Source organism: Streptomyces sp. DSM 120436, from assembly GCF_055778765.1.
In genome coordinates this window covers 1,916,288-1,933,632 of record NZ_JBSKBS010000002.1, presented here as the reverse complement: position 1 = coordinate 1,933,632, position 17,345 = coordinate 1,916,288, and the positions used below count along the sequence as shown (strand labels likewise).

Annotated in this window: 12 protein-coding genes and 1 pseudogene; 7 read left to right on the top strand and 6 right to left on the bottom strand. The window is 73.8% G+C overall.

Features of this window, described 5'->3' with window-relative positions; all coding sequences use genetic code 11:
* Positions 1-99 precede the first annotated feature (99 nt).
* The 7 genes from ACWH4W_RS30835 to ACWH4W_RS30805 all read left to right on the top strand — a co-directional run bounded on the left by ACWH4W_RS30835 (position 100) and on the right by ACWH4W_RS30805 (position 10,853).
* Positions 100-1,503, top strand: a complete 1,404-nt coding sequence (locus ACWH4W_RS30835) for a nitrate/nitrite transporter (RefSeq protein WP_473079090.1) — start codon at positions 100-102, stop codon at positions 1,501-1,503.
* Positions 1,496-3,589: a molybdopterin oxidoreductase family protein gene (locus ACWH4W_RS30830; RefSeq protein WP_473079089.1), complete on the top strand. Its 2,094-nt coding sequence runs from the start codon at positions 1,496-1,498 to the stop codon at positions 3,587-3,589. Before ACWH4W_RS30835 ends, ACWH4W_RS30830 begins: the two co-directional genes overlap by 8 nt.
* 8 nt (positions 3,590-3,597) lie before the next feature.
* A complete protein-coding gene (locus tag ACWH4W_RS30825; protein WP_473079088.1) occupies positions 3,598-5,037 on the top strand; it encodes an FAD-dependent oxidoreductase in 1,440 nt (479 codons plus the stop codon).
* Positions 5,034-6,296 (top strand): FAD-dependent oxidoreductase, encoded by a 1,263-nt coding sequence (locus tag ACWH4W_RS30820; RefSeq protein ID WP_473079087.1) that lies wholly within the window; start codon positions 5,034-5,036, stop codon positions 6,294-6,296. Before ACWH4W_RS30825 ends, ACWH4W_RS30820 begins: the two co-directional genes overlap by 4 nt.
* Before the next feature lie 122 nt (positions 6,297-6,418).
* Entirely contained in the window at positions 6,419-7,984 is a 1,566-nt protein-coding gene (locus ACWH4W_RS30815; RefSeq protein ID WP_473079086.1) for a carboxylesterase/lipase family protein, read from the top strand.
* Between the two features lie 57 nt (positions 7,985-8,041).
* Positions 8,042-9,895: an asparagine synthase (glutamine-hydrolyzing) gene (gene asnB / locus ACWH4W_RS30810; protein WP_473079085.1), complete on the top strand. Its 1,854-nt coding sequence runs from the start codon at positions 8,042-8,044 to the stop codon at positions 9,893-9,895.
* 100 nt (positions 9,896-9,995) lie between these two features.
* Positions 9,996-10,853 (top strand): arylamine N-acetyltransferase family protein, encoded by an 858-nt coding sequence (locus ACWH4W_RS30805; RefSeq protein ID WP_473079084.1) that lies wholly within the window; start codon positions 9,996-9,998, stop codon positions 10,851-10,853.
* Between the two features lie 61 nt (positions 10,854-10,914).
* Here the strand turns inward: ACWH4W_RS30805 and ACWH4W_RS30800 are convergent.
* The 6 genes and pseudogenes from ACWH4W_RS30800 to ACWH4W_RS30775 all read right to left on the bottom strand — a co-directional run bounded on the left by ACWH4W_RS30800 (position 10,915) and on the right by ACWH4W_RS30775 (position 17,155).
* A pseudogene (locus ACWH4W_RS30800) lies at positions 10,915-11,383 on the bottom strand (shikimate kinase).
* A complete protein-coding gene (gene aroC / locus ACWH4W_RS30795; protein WP_473079083.1) occupies positions 11,380-12,564 on the bottom strand; it encodes a chorismate synthase in 1,185 nt (394 codons plus the stop codon). The pseudogene ACWH4W_RS30800 and the gene aroC overlap by 4 nt, the downstream one beginning before the upstream one ends.
* Entirely contained in the window at positions 12,533-14,476 is a 1,944-nt protein-coding gene (locus ACWH4W_RS30790) for an anthranilate synthase family protein (RefSeq protein ID WP_473079082.1), read from the bottom strand. Before ACWH4W_RS30790 ends, aroC begins: the two co-directional genes overlap by 32 nt.
* Entirely contained in the window at positions 14,473-15,096 is a 624-nt protein-coding gene (locus ACWH4W_RS30785; protein ID WP_473079081.1) for an isochorismatase family protein, read from the bottom strand. Before ACWH4W_RS30785 ends, ACWH4W_RS30790 begins: the two co-directional genes overlap by 4 nt.
* 42 nt (positions 15,097-15,138) lie before the next feature.
* Positions 15,139-15,909, bottom strand: coding sequence for a 2,3-dihydro-2,3-dihydroxybenzoate dehydrogenase (locus ACWH4W_RS30780; protein ID WP_473079080.1), 771 nt, complete (start codon positions 15,907-15,909; stop codon positions 15,139-15,141).
* Between the two features lie 73 nt (positions 15,910-15,982).
* Positions 15,983-17,155 (bottom strand): 3-deoxy-7-phosphoheptulonate synthase, encoded by a 1,173-nt coding sequence (locus ACWH4W_RS30775; RefSeq protein WP_473079079.1) that lies wholly within the window; start codon positions 17,153-17,155, stop codon positions 15,983-15,985.
* Between the last annotated feature and the right edge of the window lie 190 nt (positions 17,156-17,345).

Genomic DNA, 17,345 nt, shown 5'->3' with positions numbered 1-17,345 from the left:
GGCCCATCCCCCCCGTGGGCCCGCGCCCCCACCACCCCCCCGCACGGCGGCCCGGCGCCACCCTCCGGGCCGCCGTCCCCAGCCGAGGAGCTGCCCCCGATGACGGCACTGCGCGCCTCCCGACGCCGGATCGAGCACTGGGATCCGGAGGACGAGGAGTTCTGGGAGCGCACCGGCAAGCACGTCGCACGACGCAATCTCGTCCTGTCCGTCCTCTCCGAGCACATCGGGTTCTCGATCTGGAGCATGTGGTCGGTCCTGGTGCTGTTCATGTCCCCGGCCATCGGCCTGGGATTCACCCCGAGCGAGAAGTTCCTGCTGGTGGTCACCCCCACCCTGGTGGGCGCGCTGCTGCGCCTGCCGTACAGCCACGCCGTGACCCGTTTCGGCGGGCGCGACTGGACCGTCTTCAGCTCGGTCCTGCTGTTCGTCCCGGCCCTGCTGGCGCTGTACTTCGTCCAGCGGCCCGGCACACCCCTGTGGGTGTTCCTGCTCGTCGCCGCGACCGCCGGCGTCGGCGGCGGCAACTTCGCCTCCTCGACCACCAACATCGCCCACTTCTTCCCCCGGCGTCACCAGGGCTGGGCGCTCGGCCTCAACGCCGGCGGCGGCAACCTGGGCGTCGCCGTCATCCAGCTCGTCGGCCTGCTGGTCATCGCCACCGCGGGCGACACCCACCCCGCCTACGTGATCGCCGCCTACCTGCCGCTGATCGCCCTCGCCTCGGTGCTCGCGGCGCTCGGCATGGACAACGTCGACACGGGCCCGGCCCCGACGGGCGCGCTGCGCGAGGCGGTGGGCAACCCGCACACCTGGTGGATCTCGCTGCTGTACCTGGGCACGTTCGGCTCGTTCATCGGGTACGGCTTCGCCTTCGGGCTCGTGTTGCAGAACCAGTTCGGCTCGACACCGCTGGAGGCCGCCGGGTTCACCTTCCTCGGGCCGCTGCTCGGCTCGCTGTCCCGCCCGCTGGGCGGCCGGCTCGCCGACCGCTGGGGAGGCGCCCGGGTCACCTTCTGGAACTTCCTCGCCATGGGCGCCGGCACCCTCCTGCTGCCGGTCGCCTCGGCGCACGACTCCCTCGCGCTGTTCGTCGCCGTCTTCACGGTGCTGTTCGTGCTCAGCGGGCTGGGCAACGGCTCCACGTACAAGCTGATCCCGGTCGTCTTCGCCGGGCAGGCGGAGGCCGCCGTCACCGCCGGCCACGACGCGACCGAGGCCTTCGCCCGGGCCCGCCGCCTGACCGGCACGGTCATCGGCATCGCAGGTGCCGTCGGCGCGCTCGGCGGCGTCGTCGTCAACCTGGCCTTCCGGGCGTCCTACGGCAGCCGCGGCACGGGCGAGCCGGCCTTCTGGTCCTTCCTCGCCTTCTACGCGGTGTGCGTGGCCGTCACCCTGCTGGTCTACCTGCGCACCCCGCACGGCACCCCGGCGGGCGACGCGCGGCAGGCGCGGCGGGCCGGACGGAGGGCCGCCGAGTCCTCGGAGGTCACCCGTGCCTGACAGCGCGCCGCGCACGAGCGTGGCCACGCACTGCCCGTACTGCGCCCTGCAGTGCGGCACCCGCCTCGGCCACGGCGCCTCGGGAACCGTGGTGGAACCCTCCGACTTCCCCGTCAACGACGGCAGCCTGTGCCAGAAGGGCTGGACCGCGCCCGCGGTGCTCGACGTCCCGGACCGGCTGCGCCGGCCGTTGCTGCGGGGCCCGGACGGCCGTCTCGCCCCGGCCGACTGGGACACCGCCCTGGACACGGTCGCCGCGCGGCTGCGGCGCATCCGCGACGAGCACGGCCCGGACGCGCTCGCCGTGTTCGGCGGGGGCGGCCTCACCAACGAGAAGGCCTACCTGCTGGGCAAGTTCGCCCGGCTCGCCCTCGGCACCAGCCAGATCGACTACAACGGCCGGTTCTGCATGTCCTCGGCCGCCGCGGCCCAGAACGCCGCCTTCGGCCTGGACCGCGGGCTGCCGTTCCCCGTCGCCGACCTCGACGCGGCGGACACGATCCTGCTCGCCGGCGCCAACCCCGCCGAGACCATGCCCCCGTTGATGCGGCACCTGCGGAAGGCGGACCTGATCGTCATCGACCCGCGCCGCACCAGGACCGCCGAACGGGCCGCCCTGCACCTGCAACCGGTGCCCGGCACCGACCTCGCGCTGGCGCTGGGACTGCTGCACATCGCCGTGAGCGACGGCTGGTGCGACAAGGAATACGTCCAGGAACGGACCACCGGCTTCGACGCGGCCTGGCGGCGCGCCGTCACCTGGTGGCCCGAGCGCGTCGAACAGGTCACCGGCGTCCCCGCCGCCGAACAGCGCGCCGCCGTGGAACTGCTGGGCCGGGCGCGCCGCGCCTACGTGCTGACCGGACGGGGCGCCGAGCAGCACAGCAAGGGCACCGACACCGCCGCGGCCTTCATCAATCTCGCCCTCGCCCTGGGCCTGCCCGGCGTCGCCGGCAGCGGCTACGGCTGCCTGACCGGACAGGGCAACGGCCAGGGCGGCCGCGAGCACGGGCAGAAGGCCGACCAGCTCCCCGGCTACCGCATGATCACAGACCCGGAGGCACGGGCCCACGTCGCCCGGGTCTGGGGCACCACACCGGACGCCCTGCCCGGCCCCGGCCGCAGCGCCTGCGAACTGCTCGACGCGCTCGGCACCGAAGGCGGCCCGCGCGCCCTGCTGGTGTTCGGCTCCAACCCCCTGGTGTCCGCGCCCCACTCCGCCCATGTCGCCGACCGGCTGGCCGCCCTCGACCTGCTGGTGGTGGCCGACTTCGTGCCCTCGGAGACCGCACGGACCGCCGACGTCGTCCTGCCGGTCGCGCAGTGGGCCGAGGAGGAGGGCAGCCTGACGAACCTGGAGGGCAGGGTGCTGCGCCGCCGCCGGCTGCTGCCCCCGCCGGAGGGCGTGCGCACCGACCTGGAGGTCCTGCACGGCCTCGCGGTCCGGCTCGGCGAACCGGCCCACCGCTACCCGACGGCGCCGCGCCAGGTCTTCGACGAACTGCGGCGCGCCTCCCGCGGCGGCACGGCCGACTACTCCGGCATCACCTACGAGCGGCTGGACGCGGGGGAGGCCCTGCACTGGCCCTGCCCCGAACGCCCCGGCGGGCAGCCGCACCCCGGCACGCCCCGCCTCTTCCTCGACGGCTTCGCCACCCCGGACGGCCGCGCCCGGTTCGCCGAGGTCGACCACCGCGACCCGGCCGAGACGCCCGGCGCCGACCACCCCCTGTACGCCACCACCGGCCGGGTCCTCGCCCACTACCAGTCCGGCGCGCAGACCCGCCGCGTGCCCGAACTCAACGACGCCGTCCCCGAGCCGTACGTCGAGATCCACCCCGACACCGCCGAACGCGCGGGTCTGCGCGAGGACGGCCTGGCCCGCGTCACCTCGGCCCGCGGCACCACGGTCGCGCGGGTCAGGCTGGTCGGCAGCATGCGCACGGACACGGTGTTCCTGCCGTTCCACCACCCCGGCGCCGGCCGGGCCAACCTGATCACCGGCACCGCCCTCGACCCCCGCAGCAAGATGCCCGAGTTCAAGGTCTGCGCGGTGCGGGTCGAACCCGGCTCCGACGCACCGTGAGGCCAGCCATGACCGCCCTGCACCACGTCCTCGTCGTCGGCCACGGACCCGCGGCGCACCGGCTCGTCGAGCGGCTGCGGGCGCACGGACACCGCGGCCCGGTCACCGTCCTCGGCGCGGAGCCGCGGCCGGCCTACAACCGGATGCTGCTCACCTCCGTCCTCGACGGCACCCTCGCCGCCGGGGACCTGGAACTGCCCGCCCCGCCCGACGGCGTGCGCGTCAGGCCCGGCGTCACCGCCACCGCCGTCGACCGCGCCCGCCGCCTGGTGCGCACCGACACCGGCGAGAGCCTCCGCTACGACCGGCTGGTGCTCGCCACCGGCGCCCGGCCGAGGATCCCGCGGCTGCCCGGCGTACTCACCGCGGACGGCCGGCTCACCGAGGGCGCCACCACCCTGCGCACCGCCGACGACGCCGAACAGCTCGCGGACGGGCCCGTGGTGGTGCTCGGCGGCGGCGTGCTCGGCACCGAGACCACCCTCGCGCTGCTGCGCGCCGGCCGCGACGTCACCCTCGTGCACCCCGGGCCGCACCCCCTGCACGACCGGCTCGACGACACGGCCGGCGCCCTGCTCGCGAACCGGCTGCGCTCCGCCGGCGCCCGCCTGCGCACGGGGCGCGTCGCCGTGGAGTACCGGCCCGGCAAGCTGGTCCTCGACGACGGCGAGGTCCTGCGGGCCGACGTGCTCGCGCTGTGCACCGGAGCCGAACCCGAGACCGCGCTCGCCCGGCGCGCCGGACTGGCCGTCCGCACGGGCATCGTCGTCGACCGGCACCTGCGCACCACCGATCCGCGCGTCCACGCCCTGGGCGACTGCGCCGAGTTCGGCGGCGAGGTGTCCGGACTCGTCGGCACCGCCTGGGAACAGGCGGAGAGCCTCGCCCGGATCCTCGCCGGCCACGACACGCACCACCGCGCCGGCCGGCCCGTGCTGCGGCTGAGGGCGCCCGGCCTCGACCTGGCCTGCCTCGGCCCGCCCGACCCGCCGGGCGCCACCCGGCACATCACGCTGTCCGACCCGGCCCGGGGCCGCCACGCCGCGCTCGCCCTCGACGGGGACCGCGTCGCGGGCGCGGTCCTCATCGGCCTGCCGCGCGCCACCGCCGCGCTCGCCCAGTTGTACGCGCGCGAACTGCCGGTGCCGTCCGACCGGTTCGCTCTCCTGCTGGGCACCGCGGCCGGCGCGCACCCCGCCCGCGTCGAACTGCCGGACGCGGCGGTGCTCTGCCACTGCAACCACGTCACCAAGGCCGACCTGCTGCGCGCCTGGCGCGCCGGTGCCCGCGACCTGACGGGGATCGCCGCCGCCACCCGTGCCACCACCGGCTGCGGCGGCTGCGCGGACGACGTGCGCATGGTCCTCGCGTCGGCGACCGGAGGGGCGGGAGGGGCCGGAACACCGTCGACCGCAGCGCCGGCGACCGGAGGGAACAGCAACCCATGACCCGCGCCCCGCGCACCCTGGTGGTCGTCGGACACGGCATGACCGGCCACCGCCTCGTCGAGCACCTGAGGGCCCACGACCGGCACGGCGCCTGGCGTGCCGTCGTCCTGGCCGAGGAGCCCCGCCCCGCCTACAACCGGGTCGCCCTGTCGTCCTACCTGGAGGGCAGGAGCGCCGCCGACCTCACCCTCGCGGACCGCGCCTTCCTCACCGACCCCCTGGTGGAGCTGCACACGGCCGCCCCGGTGACCGGCATCGACCGGCGGGCCCGCACGGTCACCACCGCCGACGGCGCCGTCAGACGCTACGACGCCCTCGTACTGGCCACCGGGTCCCGGCCCTTCGTGCCGCCCGTCCCGGGGCGCGACCTGCCCGGCTGCTTCGTCTACCGCACCTTCGACGACCTCGACGCCCTCCGCGACACGGCACGCGAGGGCCTCCCCGGTGTCGTGGTCGGCGGGGGCCTGCTCGGCCTGGAGGCCGCCAACGCGCTGCGGCTGCTCGGCGTCCGCCCCCACGTCGTGGAACTCGCGCCGCGCCTGATGCCGGTGCAGCTCGACGACGGGGGAGCACACGTGCTCGCCCGGCTCGTCACCGGTCTCGGACTGCGGGTGCACTGCGGCACCGCCGTCCGCGAGATCCGCCCGGCCGCCGACGGCCGGGTCGGCGGGGTCACCCTCACCGACGGCACCGCGCTCGACGCCCGGCTGGTGGTGTTCTCCGCGGGCGTGCGCCCCCGCGACGAACTGGCCGGGCCCGCCGGCCTCGCCACGGGCGGACGCGGCGGCTTCCTCGTCGACGACCTGTGCCGCACCGAGGACCCGCACATCTGGGCCGTCGGCGAGTGCGCGGCCGTCCGGGGCCGCACCTACGGGCTGGTCGCCCCCGGCTACCGGATGGCCGAACTCGTCGCCGACCGGCTGCTCGGCCGCCCCACGACGCCCTTCGCCGACCCCGACACGGCCGCCAAGCTCAAACTCCTCGGCGTCGACGTGGCCAGCTTCGGCGACGCCCACGCCGAGACCGAGGGCGCCGTGGAGTACGTCCTGCGCGACGACACGGCCGGCACCTACGCCAAGCTCGTCCTCGACCCCGAGGGGCGGGTCCTGCGCGGCGGTGTGCTCGCCGGTGACACCGGCGCCTATCGCACCCTGCGCGCCCTGACCGGCCGTGAACTGACCGCCCCGCCCGACCGGTTGCTGTCCGCGCCGGGCCCCGGCGGCCCGCCGCCCCCGCACCGTGCGGCGGACGCGGCCTGACTTGACGGAGTAGTGACCGGCGGTTGGCGGCCGGCCCGGCACCGGAGCGACGATCACTGTGGCCCCGTGGTGCGCGCCGCGCCGCCCCTGACGACGCCGAGGCGGGAAATGAGGTTCACCAGATGCCCAGTCGCACAGTGGTCGTCCGGACGACGACGGGACGAGTGGCCGGAGAGCGGGCCGACGGACTGACCGTCTTCCGGGGCGTGCCCTACGCGGCCCCGCCGGTGGGCCCGCTGCGGTTCTCCTCGCCCCGGCCGCCCGAGCCGTGGCGGGGCGTGCGGGACGCCACCGCCTTCGCGGCCCCCTCCCTGCAGGGCGACTACCTGCCCGACAGCAGCGAGGACAGCCTCTACGCCAACGTGTGGACCCCGGACGTGGCGGGCCGTCTGCCGGTCCTCGTCTACATCCACGGCGGCGGCTGGATGCTCGGCGCGGGCAGCGAGCCCGACTACGACGGCGCCCGCACCGCCGTCCACGGCCGCATGGTCGTCGTCAACTTCAACTACCGCCTCGGCGTGTTCGGCTGGGGCCTGCACGAGGACCTCACCGACCCGCGTACGGGATCCTGCGCGAACTGGGGCCTGCAGGACCAGGCCGCGCTGGTGCGCTGGGTCCGCGACAACGCCGCCGCGTTCGGCGGCGACCCGGACAACATCACCGTCTCCGGCACCTCGGCGGGCGGCTCCAGCACCTGGCAGCTCGCTCTGCTGCCCGAGCTGCGGGGCATCATCAAGAGGATCATCCCGATCAGCGTCAAGCACGTGTGGGAACCGGCCAGTTCCACCACGCCCGGGGAGGCCCGCAGGGTCCACCGGCACCTGGCGCGCCGCTTCGGCACCACCGTGCCGGGTCTGCGCGCCGTACCGGCCGCCGAACTGCGGGACGCCTTCGACGAGGTGTACGGGGGCAGCCCCACCGAGCGGTTCGTGCAGGGCGCACGCGAGTACCGCGGGCCGATCGTCGACGGGCGGTGGATGCGCGGCTACGACCACGCCCTGCCCACCCCGCGCATCCCGATGATGCCCGTCTACTGCCGTACCGAGGGCTCCTTCTTCACCACCGGACCCGGATACCCCTGTCCCGGCCCGCACCCGGCCGACGACACCGGACTGCGCGCCGCCGTCCGCGAGGTCCTCGAAAAGGGTGCCGCCAAGGTCACCGACGAGCAGGTGGACGACTGCGTCGCCCACTACCGGCGGGCGTCCGAGGCGGAGGGCCTGCCCCGGGACCCGGTGTCGGTGTGGACACAGGTGTGGGGCGACGGGCTGTTCCGCTACCAGATCGTGCGGCTGGCCGAACGGCACGCCCGCGAACGCGACCCCGCCGCCTCGCCGCAGTACCTGATGGAGTTCTCCCACCCGCTCAGGCCGCCGTACGCCGGCACCACCCCGCACGAGGCCGTCGCGAAGTTCCTCTTCGGCACGTTCGCGCTGCCGGCCAACGCACCCGCCTTCGGGGACGGACCACTGGAGCGGCGGATCTCGGACACGCTGATCGACCTGGTGGCGGCCTTCGCCCGCGGCGGGGCACCGAGCAGCGAACACGCGCCCGACTGGCCGGTGTTCAGCCCGGACCGGCCCACCGTGATGGTCCTCGGCGGCGAGCGGGTGGCGCGGGTCGGCACGGTGTCGGCCCAGCCCCACCTGACGTACTGGGACCGCGCCGGCTGGGTGCCGCGGCCCTGAGCACCACTCCATCCCCCCGCCCCACACCACCACAGGAACGAAAGGACTGGGACTTCGATGTGCGGACTCGCAGGCTGGGTCGCCTACGACCACGATCTGTCGGTACACGGCGGAACGGCCTCGGCCATGACGGAGACGCTGGCGTGCCGGGGCCCCGACGACCGCGGCGTGTGGATCTCACCGCACGCCGTCCTCGGGCATCGCCGGCTCTCCATCATCGACCTGGAGGGCGGCCGCCAGCCCATGCACGTCACCGGTGAGGACGACGGCCTCCCCGTCCTCGTCTACACCGGCGAGGTGTACAACTACCGCGAGCTGAAGGAGGAACTCGTCGGCCTCGGCCACGCCTTCCGCACCTCCAGTGACACGGAGGTCGTCCTGCACGCATACCTGGAGTGGGGCGAGCACTTCGCCGAACGCCTCAACGGCATGTACGCCCTCGCCCTGTGGGACCCGCGCACCGAGGAACTCCTCCTCGTCCGTGACCGCATGGGCGTCAAGCCCCTCTTCTACTACCCGACGCCCGACGGCGTGCTGTTCGGCTCCGAGGCCAAGGCCATCCTGGCGCACCCCGACGCCGAGGCGGTCGTCGACCGCGAGGGCCTGGCGGAGATCTTCGCCATCATCAACACCCCCGGCCACGCCGTCTTCAAGGGCATGCACGAAGTGGTGCCCGGCACCGTCGTGCGCTTCCACCGCGGCGGCCACACCACCCGCACCTACTGGCAGCTTCAGGCCCGTCCGCACACCGACGACCTCGACACCACCGTCACCCGCGTCCGCGAACTCCTCGAGGACATCGTCGAACGCCAGCTCGTCGCGGACGTCAAGGTGGGCACCCTGCTCTCCGGCGGCCTCGACTCCAGCGCCATCACCGCGCTCGCCGCCAAGGTCTTCCGCGACCAGGGCAGGCAGGAGCGCATCAAGGCCTTCTCCATCGACTTCAAGAACAACGAGGAGAACTTCCGCGGCAACGGCATCTGGAGGGACCCCGACACGCCGTACGCCGTCGACGTCGCCCGCCGCTCCGGCGCCGAGCACGTCATCGTCGAGCTGGAGAACCACCACGTCCTCGACGAGGACGTGCGCATGCGGGTGCTGCGCGCCCAGGACCTGCCCATCTCCACCGGCGACATGGAGCACTCCCTCTACCACTTGTGCAAGGCCCTCAAAGAGCAGGTGACCGTCGCCCTGTCCGGCGAGACCGCGGACGAGCTCTTCGGCGGCTACAACTGGTTCTTCGACAAGGAGGCCGTGGAGGGCGACACCTTCCCCTGGTACGACGCCTGGCGCCGGCTCGGCGGTCTGGACACCATGAAGGAGATCGGCCTCTGGGACCGGCTCGGCCTCGACGAGTACGTCGCCAAGCGGTACGCCGAGGCGCTCGCCGAAGTGCCGCGCCTGGAGGGCGAGTCCGCCGACGAGGCGCGGATGCGGGAGCTGTCGTACCTCAACATCAGCCGCTGGGAGAACTTCCTGCTGGACCGCAAGGACCGCATCAGCATGGCCGCGAGCCTGGAGGTGCGGGTGCCGTTCACGGACCACCGGCTGGTGGAGTACGTCTTCAACGTGCCGTGGGCCATGAAGACCTTCGACGGCCGCGAGAAGAGCCTGCTGCGCGCCGCGGCGGGCCACGTCCTGCCCGAGTCGGTGCTGGAGCGCAAGAAGAGCCCCTACCCGTCCACCCAGGACGTGGAGTACGTGCGGGCCCTGCGCGCCAAGGTCGAGGCCCTGCTGGACGGTTCCCCCGTGCTCGACCTCGTGCCGGCCGAGGGCATCCGCAAGCTCCTGGACGAGCCCGTCGAGTCCTACGCCGGTCTCGGCGGCCTGTGGGGCATGCGGGCCGTGATGGAGCGCCTGGTCGAGTTCGACGCGTGGGTGAAGGAGTACGACGTCCGCGTGGAGTGGTGACACTTCCACCGGCGCGGCGTGCGGCGCACGGCACCCGGACGGGCCGCGCGCCGCACGCCGTGCGATCCGACCCACCTCTCGCACCGGCGGAAGGACGCTCATGGACACTTCAGGCCTGCCCCTCGTGGTCGACGACTCCCCGGAGTGGGGCAGCAAACAGCTCGACCTCGACGCCTATCTCGCCCGCATCGGCTACCGGGGGCCGCACGAGACCTCCCTCGCGGCGCTCCGCGCCCTGCACCGAGCCCATCGGGACTCCGTCTGCTTCGAGAACATCGACATCGTCCTGGGGCGCACGGTCTCCCTCGACATCGACGCCGTCCAGCGCAAGATCGTCCAGGCGGGCCGCGGAGGATACTGCTACGAGACGAACCTGCTGTTCGCCGCCGCGCTGGACTGCTTCGGCTTCCCCGTCACACGGCTCCTGGTCCGCATCCGCGAGGGCAGTGACAAGCGCCGGTTCCGCTCCCACACGGCCCTGCTGGTGCGGGCGGAAGACACCGTGTGGCTGGCCGACCCCGGCTACGGCTACGCCGCGCTCATCGAACCCATCGCCCTGCGACCCGAAGAGGAGAGCACCGTCGACGGCTGGTCGTGGCGGCTGACGACCGAGGACGGCCACTGGCTCCTGCAGTACCGGCGGCCCGAAGGCTGGTTCGACGTCTACGCCTTCCGCATCGAACCCCAGTACGCCGTCGACCTCCAGGCCGCCCACTACGTCAGCTCCACCCGCCCCGGCTCGCCCTTCGTCGGGCAGCTCGTGGTGCAGAGGGCCCACGACGAGGAACGGTACCGGCTCAAGAACAACGAGTTCATGACCGAGTACCGCAGCGGCGAGCAGCGCCTGCGCCTCCTGCGCCCGCACGAGACCGTGGACGTCGTGCGCACCGTGTTCGGGCTGCCGCTCACCGCGGAGGAGGAACGGCTGCTGCACGGCTTCCTCGCCGCCCGGTGGTGACGGGCGTGCCACCGTACGAGAGCTCCCCGCCCGGAAGGCGGGGAGCTCTCGTACAAGGGTTTCAGGCCTTCACCTCTCGCGGGGCCGGCACGGCTTCCACGACCCCCTCCGGGGTGCGCCCGCCGGTGCCGACGACCGCCCGGGCGGCCTCCGTGCAGAGCGGACGGCGTGCCGCGGCCGGCGCACGCCACCGCCGGTGCGGATCACCCGCCGGCGGCGGCCGGCCGGGGTCCCGGCCGATCCGCCGCACCGCCTCGCCGCCTCGCCGCCTCGCCGGTGTCGGTGTCGGCGTCGAGGAAGACCACCGGCAGTCCGGACAGCGGCGCCCGGGTCCGCGGATCGAGGACCGTCCCGCCGCCCGGCGCGGGCTCGCCGTCGTCGGCGAAGATGTCGGCGATGGTGCGGCCCTGCCCGGCGACGATGTCGTCGTCGGTGTCCCGGTGGCCGACGCCGAGCCGCTCGGCCAGCAGCCGGCCCACGGTGGACTTGCCCACGCCCATCGGGCCGGTCAGAACGAGTCGCGGACTCACCGGATCGCCAGGTTCTCGAGGTACGAGGTGACGTTGCGACGGGTCTCGGCAACGCTGTCACCGCCGAACTTCTCCGCCACCGCGTCCGCCAGCACCAGCGCGACCATCGCCTCGGCCACGATCCCGGCGGCCGGCACGGCGGAGACGTCGGAACGCTGGTGGTGGGCCCGCGCGGCCTCACCGGTGGTCACGTCCACCGTCCCCAGAGCACGCGGCACGGTGGCGATCGGCTTCATCGCCGCACGCACCCGCAGCAGTTCACCGGTGGACAGACCACCCTCGGTGCCACCGGAGCGGCCGGAGACCCGCCGGACCCCCTCGGGCGTGTTCACGATCTCGTCGTGCGCCTCGGAGCCGGGCACCCGGGCCAGCTCGAAGCCGTCGCCGATCTCGACGCCCTTGATGGCCTGGATGCCCATCAGCGCACCGGCCAGCCGCGCATCGAGCCTGCGGTCCCAGTGCACGTGCGAACCGAGACCGACCGGCACCCCGTGGGCGAGGACCTCCACCACACCCCCGAGGGTGTCACCGTCCTTGTGCGCCTGATCGACCTCGGCGACCATCGCCTTCGACGCGTCCGCGTCCAGACAGCGCAGCGGGTCGGCGTCCAGCCGCTCCACATCCGCCGGCGTGGGGTACACGCCCTGCGGCGCCTTGACGGAACACAGTTCGACCACATGGGAGACGATCTCCACGCCGGCCGTCTCCTTCAGGTACGACCGGGCCACCGCGCCCAGCGCCACGCGGGCGGCGGTCTCCCGGGCGGAGGCGCGCTCCAGCACCGGCCGGGCCTCGTCGAAACCGTACTTCTGCATGCCGGCCAGATCGGCGTGACCGGGACGCGGGCGGGTCAGCGGGGCGTTGCGGGCCAGACCCGCCAGCACCTCCGGGTCGACCGGGTCGGCCGCCATGACCTGCTCCCACTTGGGCCACTCGGTGTTGCCCACCATGACCGCGACCGGGGAGCCCAGGGTCAGCCCGTGCCGGACACCGCCGAGGAAGGTGACCTCGTCCCGCTCGAACTTCATCCGGGCACCACGACCGTAGCCCAGCCGCCGCCTCGCCAGGTGGTCCGCCACCATGTCCGTGGTGACCGGCACGCCGGCGGGAAGACCCTCCAGCGTCGCCACGAGTGCGGGACCGTGGGACTCACCCGCGGTCAGCCAGCGCAACCTGCTCAACGGTGCCGCGCTCCTTTCCCGTCGCGTGGAGGAGAACCTCCTCGAGGAGGCCGCCGACGATGCGCACGCCGTCCTGGGTGAGCACCGACTCGGCGTGGAACTGCATCGACGCGAAGTGCGGGCCGCGCAGCGCGTGCACCTCACCGGTGTCGGGGTCGCGGCTGACCTCCACCACGCCCACCCCCTCGCACTCGGCCTTGTCCTCCTCGGCGCGGGCGGCGAACGTGTTGTAGAACCCGACCCGTTCCCGGGCCCCGAACAGGTCGATCTCCCGCTGCACGCCCTGGTTGGGCACCGCCCGGCGCACCAGCGGGAAACCGAGCAGCGTGCACAGCGTCTGGTGGCTGAGGCAGACGGCGAGGAACGGGCGCCGCTCGTCGAGCAGGGTGCGCACCGTGGCACGCAGGTGCGCGATCTTCGGGTGCTCGACGTCACGCGGATCGCCCGGTCCGGGCCCCATCACCACGAGGTCGTAGCCGTCCGTGGAGTAGGGCTCGTCGAAGCGGCGGACCGTCACCCGCAGCCCCAGGGAGCGCAGTTGGTGGTCGAGCATGGACGTGAACGTGTCCTCGGCGTCCACGACCAGCACGCGGCGTCCGCTCAGCTCCGGACCGGGCCGTGCCCCGGAGCCGTGACCGGCCAGCCAGAAGCCGGCGAGGGTGGCGTTGCGCTGCTCCAGCGCCGACCGGACCCGCGGATGGTCCGCGAAGCGGGTCGGCCCGTGGCTCTCGACGGCCGCGAGCAGACCCGCCGCCTTCGCCGCGGTCTCGGCGACCTCGCTCTCCGGGTCGGAGTGCCGTACGAGCGTGGCGCCGACGCCGATCCGCAGCCGGCCGGTGGCGTCGATGTCGGCGGTACGGATCAGGATGGAGGAGTCCAGGGCCCGCCCGCCGTGCTCGTCACGGCCGATCAGCGCGACGACACCGCTGTAGTAGCCGCGCCCCTCGGGTTCGTACCGGTTGATGACCCGGCAGGCGTTCTCCAGCGGGCTGCCGGTGACGGTCGGGGCGAAGAGCGTCTCGCGCAGGATGTCGCGCGGGTCGTGCGTGCTGTGCCCCTCGATGAAGTACTCGGTGTGGGCGAGGCGGGCCATCTCCTTGAGGTACGGCCCGACCACCCGGCCGCCCTCCTCGCAGATCCGGGCCATCATCTTCAGTTCCTCGTCCACGACCATGTACAGCTCGTCGGCCTCCTTGCGGTCGGCGAGGAAGTCGAGCACCTCCGGCAGCGCCGGGCCCGTGGCCGGGTAGCGGTAGGTGCCGCTGATCGGGTTCATCACCGCAAGGCCCTCGCGCAGGCTGATGTGCCGCTCGGGGGTGGCGCCGACGAGCGTGCGCGAGCCGGTGTGCACCAGGAACGTCCAGTAGGCGCCGCTCTCGCGTTGCAGCAGGCGCCGGAAGACTGCCAAGGCGTGCCGCGGGGTGTAGCCGGTGATGTCGGCGGTGTAGGTGCGCTTGATGACGAAGTTGGCGCCCTCCCCGGTGCCGATCTCGTCCTTGACGACCCGGCGGACGGTGTCGGCGTACTCCTCGTCCGGGACGTCGAAGCGGCCGCCGGACAGCGCCACGGGCAGGTCGGGGATCCGGGTCAGCACCTCGGTGACGGGCACGGTGGCCTGACCGGTGACGGTCATGGCCAGCAGCGGCGTGCCGTCGTCGGGGCAGTCGAATCCGCGCTCGGCGATCTGCCGGTAGGGCACGAGGGCCAGGACCTCGTGGCGGGGACCGCCGGATGTCTCCGAGGCGTCGGGCAGGGGAAGGTCGGCGAGGGTGCGCGGCTCGGTCGTCTCGCCGACGACGACGTCCAGCACGCCCGGCCCCGTCGTCTCGGGGCGGTGCAGCAGGGCGTACGCGGCCGGTGGCCGGTCGCCCAGGATCCGGCCGAGCAGGTCGCCGCTCGCGGTGCCGGTCATGCCAGGACCTCCTTGGTGGTGACGACGACGGCGCAGCGCTGCGCCGCGTACTCCAGGGCCAGCCGGTGGTGGTACTCGGAGAAGTCGGCCACGGCGTCGGCCACCAGGAACGGCTGGATGTCGTGGGTGAACGCCTCGACGGCGGTCATCAGCACGCCGACGTGGGCGTACACGCCGCACAGCACCAGTTGGTCCCGGCCGGCGGCGCGCATCCGCTGCAGCAGGTCGGAGCGGAAGAAGGCGCTGTAACGCCACTTGGTGAGCTGCCAGTCGCCGGGGGCCGGGGCCAGTTCGTCGACGACCTGCCGGTCGGCGGGGGCGGTGCGCATGCCCGGGCCCCAGAAGTCCTTCAGCAGGCCCCGCTGTTCGTCGGTCATGCCGCCGGGCTGCGCCGTGTACGCCACCGGCACGCCGAGCCCGGCGCAGTGCTCGCGCACCTGCCGGGCGTTGCCCACGAGTTCCTCCCGCAGGCCGTCGGGCAGGGGCCGCAGGAAATAGCGCTGCATGTCGTGCACCAGCAGGACGGCGCGGTCCGGGTCGACGGACCACTGAGCCACGTTGCCGGGTACGTCGCCGGCCGTCGGCATCGGGTAGGGGGTGATCTCGGGTATGCCTGCCATGGGTTGCTCTCCTGGTCGCCTCAGGTCGGTGGGGGTCGGTGCTCAGGCGCCGAGCGCGGCGCCGCCGTCGACGGTGAGTTCGTGCAGGGTGATGTGGGAGGCCTCGTCGGACAGCAGGAAGACGACGGCGTCGGCGACGTCCGAGGGGCGGGCCACCTTGCCCAGCGGGATGCCGACCCGGAACGCGTCCAGCTGCCCCTCGATCGTGTGCTCCGGGCCGGACTCGTCGTGCCACATGGAGGTGAGCATCGGGGTGCTGGTGGAGCCCGGCGCCACCACGTTGCAGCGGATGCCGTCCCGGGCGACCTCCAGGCCCAGGCTCTTGGTGAACATGGTCGCCGCCGCCTTGGACGCGGCGTAGGCGGCCATCTGCACCCGCGGGGTGGCGGCGGCGTTGGACGCCACGGTGACGATCGCGCCCCGCCGGCGCGGCAGCATGCGGTTGACGACGGCCCGCGACATCAGGAAGACGCCGGTGGCGTTGACGGCGAACGTCGTCGTCCAGTCCTCGTCGGTGAGGGTGCGCACGGTGCCCAGGCGCAGCACGCCGGCCCCGTTGACCAGGTACTCCAGCGGGCCGAGGCGCTCCTCGGCCACGCGGACCACGGCGTCGACGTCGGCGGCGCTGGTGACGTCGGCGGGCAGGGCCTGCGCCTCCAGGCCGTCCGCGCGCAGCTTGTCCACCACCTGCCGCAGCCGGTCGGCGTCGCGGTCCACGGCTCCCACCACCGCGCCGCGTTCGCCGAGGGCGCGGGCCACCGCCTCGCCGATGCCGCCCGCCGCCCCGGTGACGAGTGCGACCTTTCCGTCCATTGTCAGGACCTCCTCATCTGCGTGTCTGCCCGGCGGCCGTGCCCCGTGCCGGTCGGGGTGGGTGACGGAGCTGTCAGCCGAGCCAGGCCGAGGTCACGGCGACGGCCTGGCCCGGGTTGAGGCGCGGGTCGCAGTAGGACGTGTACTTGTCCGCGACGTGCTCGACGCAGGAGTCGTTGGGGACGCACTCGGTGACGTCGTCCGGCGTGGTCTCCAGGTGCAGCCCGCCGATGATGCCGCCCTCGGAGCGGACGGCCTCCTGGAACTCCTGGATCTCCCGCTCGATCGTCTCCAGGTAGCGGGTCTTGAGGCCGCTCGGCAGGGCGACGGTGTTGCCGTGCATGGCGTCGGTCAGCCAGATCACCGGGTGCCCGGCCTCGCGGACCGCGGCGACGAGCCCCGGCAGCCGGTCGCCGACCGTGGACGCTCCCATCCGGGCGATGAGGGTCAGGCGGCCCTTCTCCCGGTCGGGGTCGAGCCGTTCGCACAGCCCGAGGAGCTCGTCGGCCGTCACCTTGGGCCCGATCTTGCAGGCGACCGGGTTGGCGACCCGGGACAGCAGGGCGACGTGCGCGCCGTCGAGCTGACGGGTGCGCTCGCCGATCCAGGGCCAGTGCGTGGAGGTGAGGACGAGCCGGCCCCGGTCGTCCCGGCGGACCATGGGGAGTTCGTAGTCCAGGATCAGTGCCTCGTGGCTGGTCCACACCGGCGGCTCGACGGCGTGCCGCGGTCCGGCGTCCTGCCAGCCGAGATGGGTCATGATCTCGCGGGCCGCCTGGTAGCAGTCCAGCATGCGGCCGGGCTCCGGGCGCCGGCTCTCCGGGTCGGGCTCCGGGCCGTTGACCATGTGGCCCCGGTAGGACGGCAGTTCCCTGCCGCCGACCAGTTCGGTCGGGCTGGAGCGGGGCTTGCCGAACTGGCCCGCGATCCGGCCCACACGGATCACCGGCTTGTGCGTGATCATCTTCAGCGCGCCGGCCAGCAGGTCCAGCACCGCGGTCTTCCGGGCGACATAGCCGGGCGTGCACTCGGCGGGGTCCTCGGCGCAGTCGCCGGACTGGATGACCAGGGCCTCGCCCGAGGCGACCCGGGCCAGCAGCGAACGCAGCGTGTCGACGTCCGCCGCGTCGACGAGGGCGGGTCGGTGGGCCAGGGTGTCCGTGACCTGCCGCACCCGCGCCGCATCACCCCACTCGGGCTGCTGCCTGGCGGGTTTGTCCTTGATGTCGAGCAGAGCGTCGTCCACTGGTGTCTCCTTTGGCGAAGGGCGTGACTGCGGCGCGCCATCGCCGGGGCGGGGAGAACCCCGTGACGCGCGGCCGTGCGGGTCTCGGACGTGGGCCGGCGGGGCCGGGCGCACCGGGGTGTGCCGGGGCCGCCGGTCATCGGACAAGCCGCACGAGCGGCGCCGCCGCGGGCCGTGCGGGTGTGCCCGT

Coding starts and splice junctions, on each gene's coding strand:
- ACWH4W_RS30835 (WP_473079090.1), top strand. CDS start 100: ATGACGGCACTGCGCGCCTCCCGACGCCGGATCGAGCACTGGGATCCG.
- ACWH4W_RS30825 (WP_473079088.1), top strand. CDS start 3,598: ATGACCGCCCTGCACCACGTCCTCGTCGTCGGCCACGGACCCGCGGCG.
- ACWH4W_RS30820 (WP_473079087.1), top strand. CDS start 5,034: ATGACCCGCGCCCCGCGCACCCTGGTGGTCGTCGGACACGGCATGACC.
- ACWH4W_RS30815 (WP_473079086.1), top strand. CDS start 6,419: ATGCCCAGTCGCACAGTGGTCGTCCGGACGACGACGGGACGAGTGGCC.
- asnB (WP_473079085.1), top strand. CDS start 8,042: ATGTGCGGACTCGCAGGCTGGGTCGCCTACGACCACGATCTGTCGGTA.
- ACWH4W_RS30805 (WP_473079084.1), top strand. CDS start 9,996: ATGGACACTTCAGGCCTGCCCCTCGTGGTCGACGACTCCCCGGAGTGG.
- ACWH4W_RS30790 (WP_473079082.1), bottom strand. CDS start 14,476: ATGACCGGCACCGCGAGCGGCGACCTGCTCGGCCGGATCCTGGGCGAC.
- ACWH4W_RS30785 (WP_473079081.1), bottom strand. CDS start 15,096: ATGGCAGGCATACCCGAGATCACCCCCTACCCGATGCCGACGGCCGGC.
- ACWH4W_RS30780 (WP_473079080.1), bottom strand. CDS start 15,909: ATGGACGGAAAGGTCGCACTCGTCACCGGGGCGGCGGGCGGCATCGGC.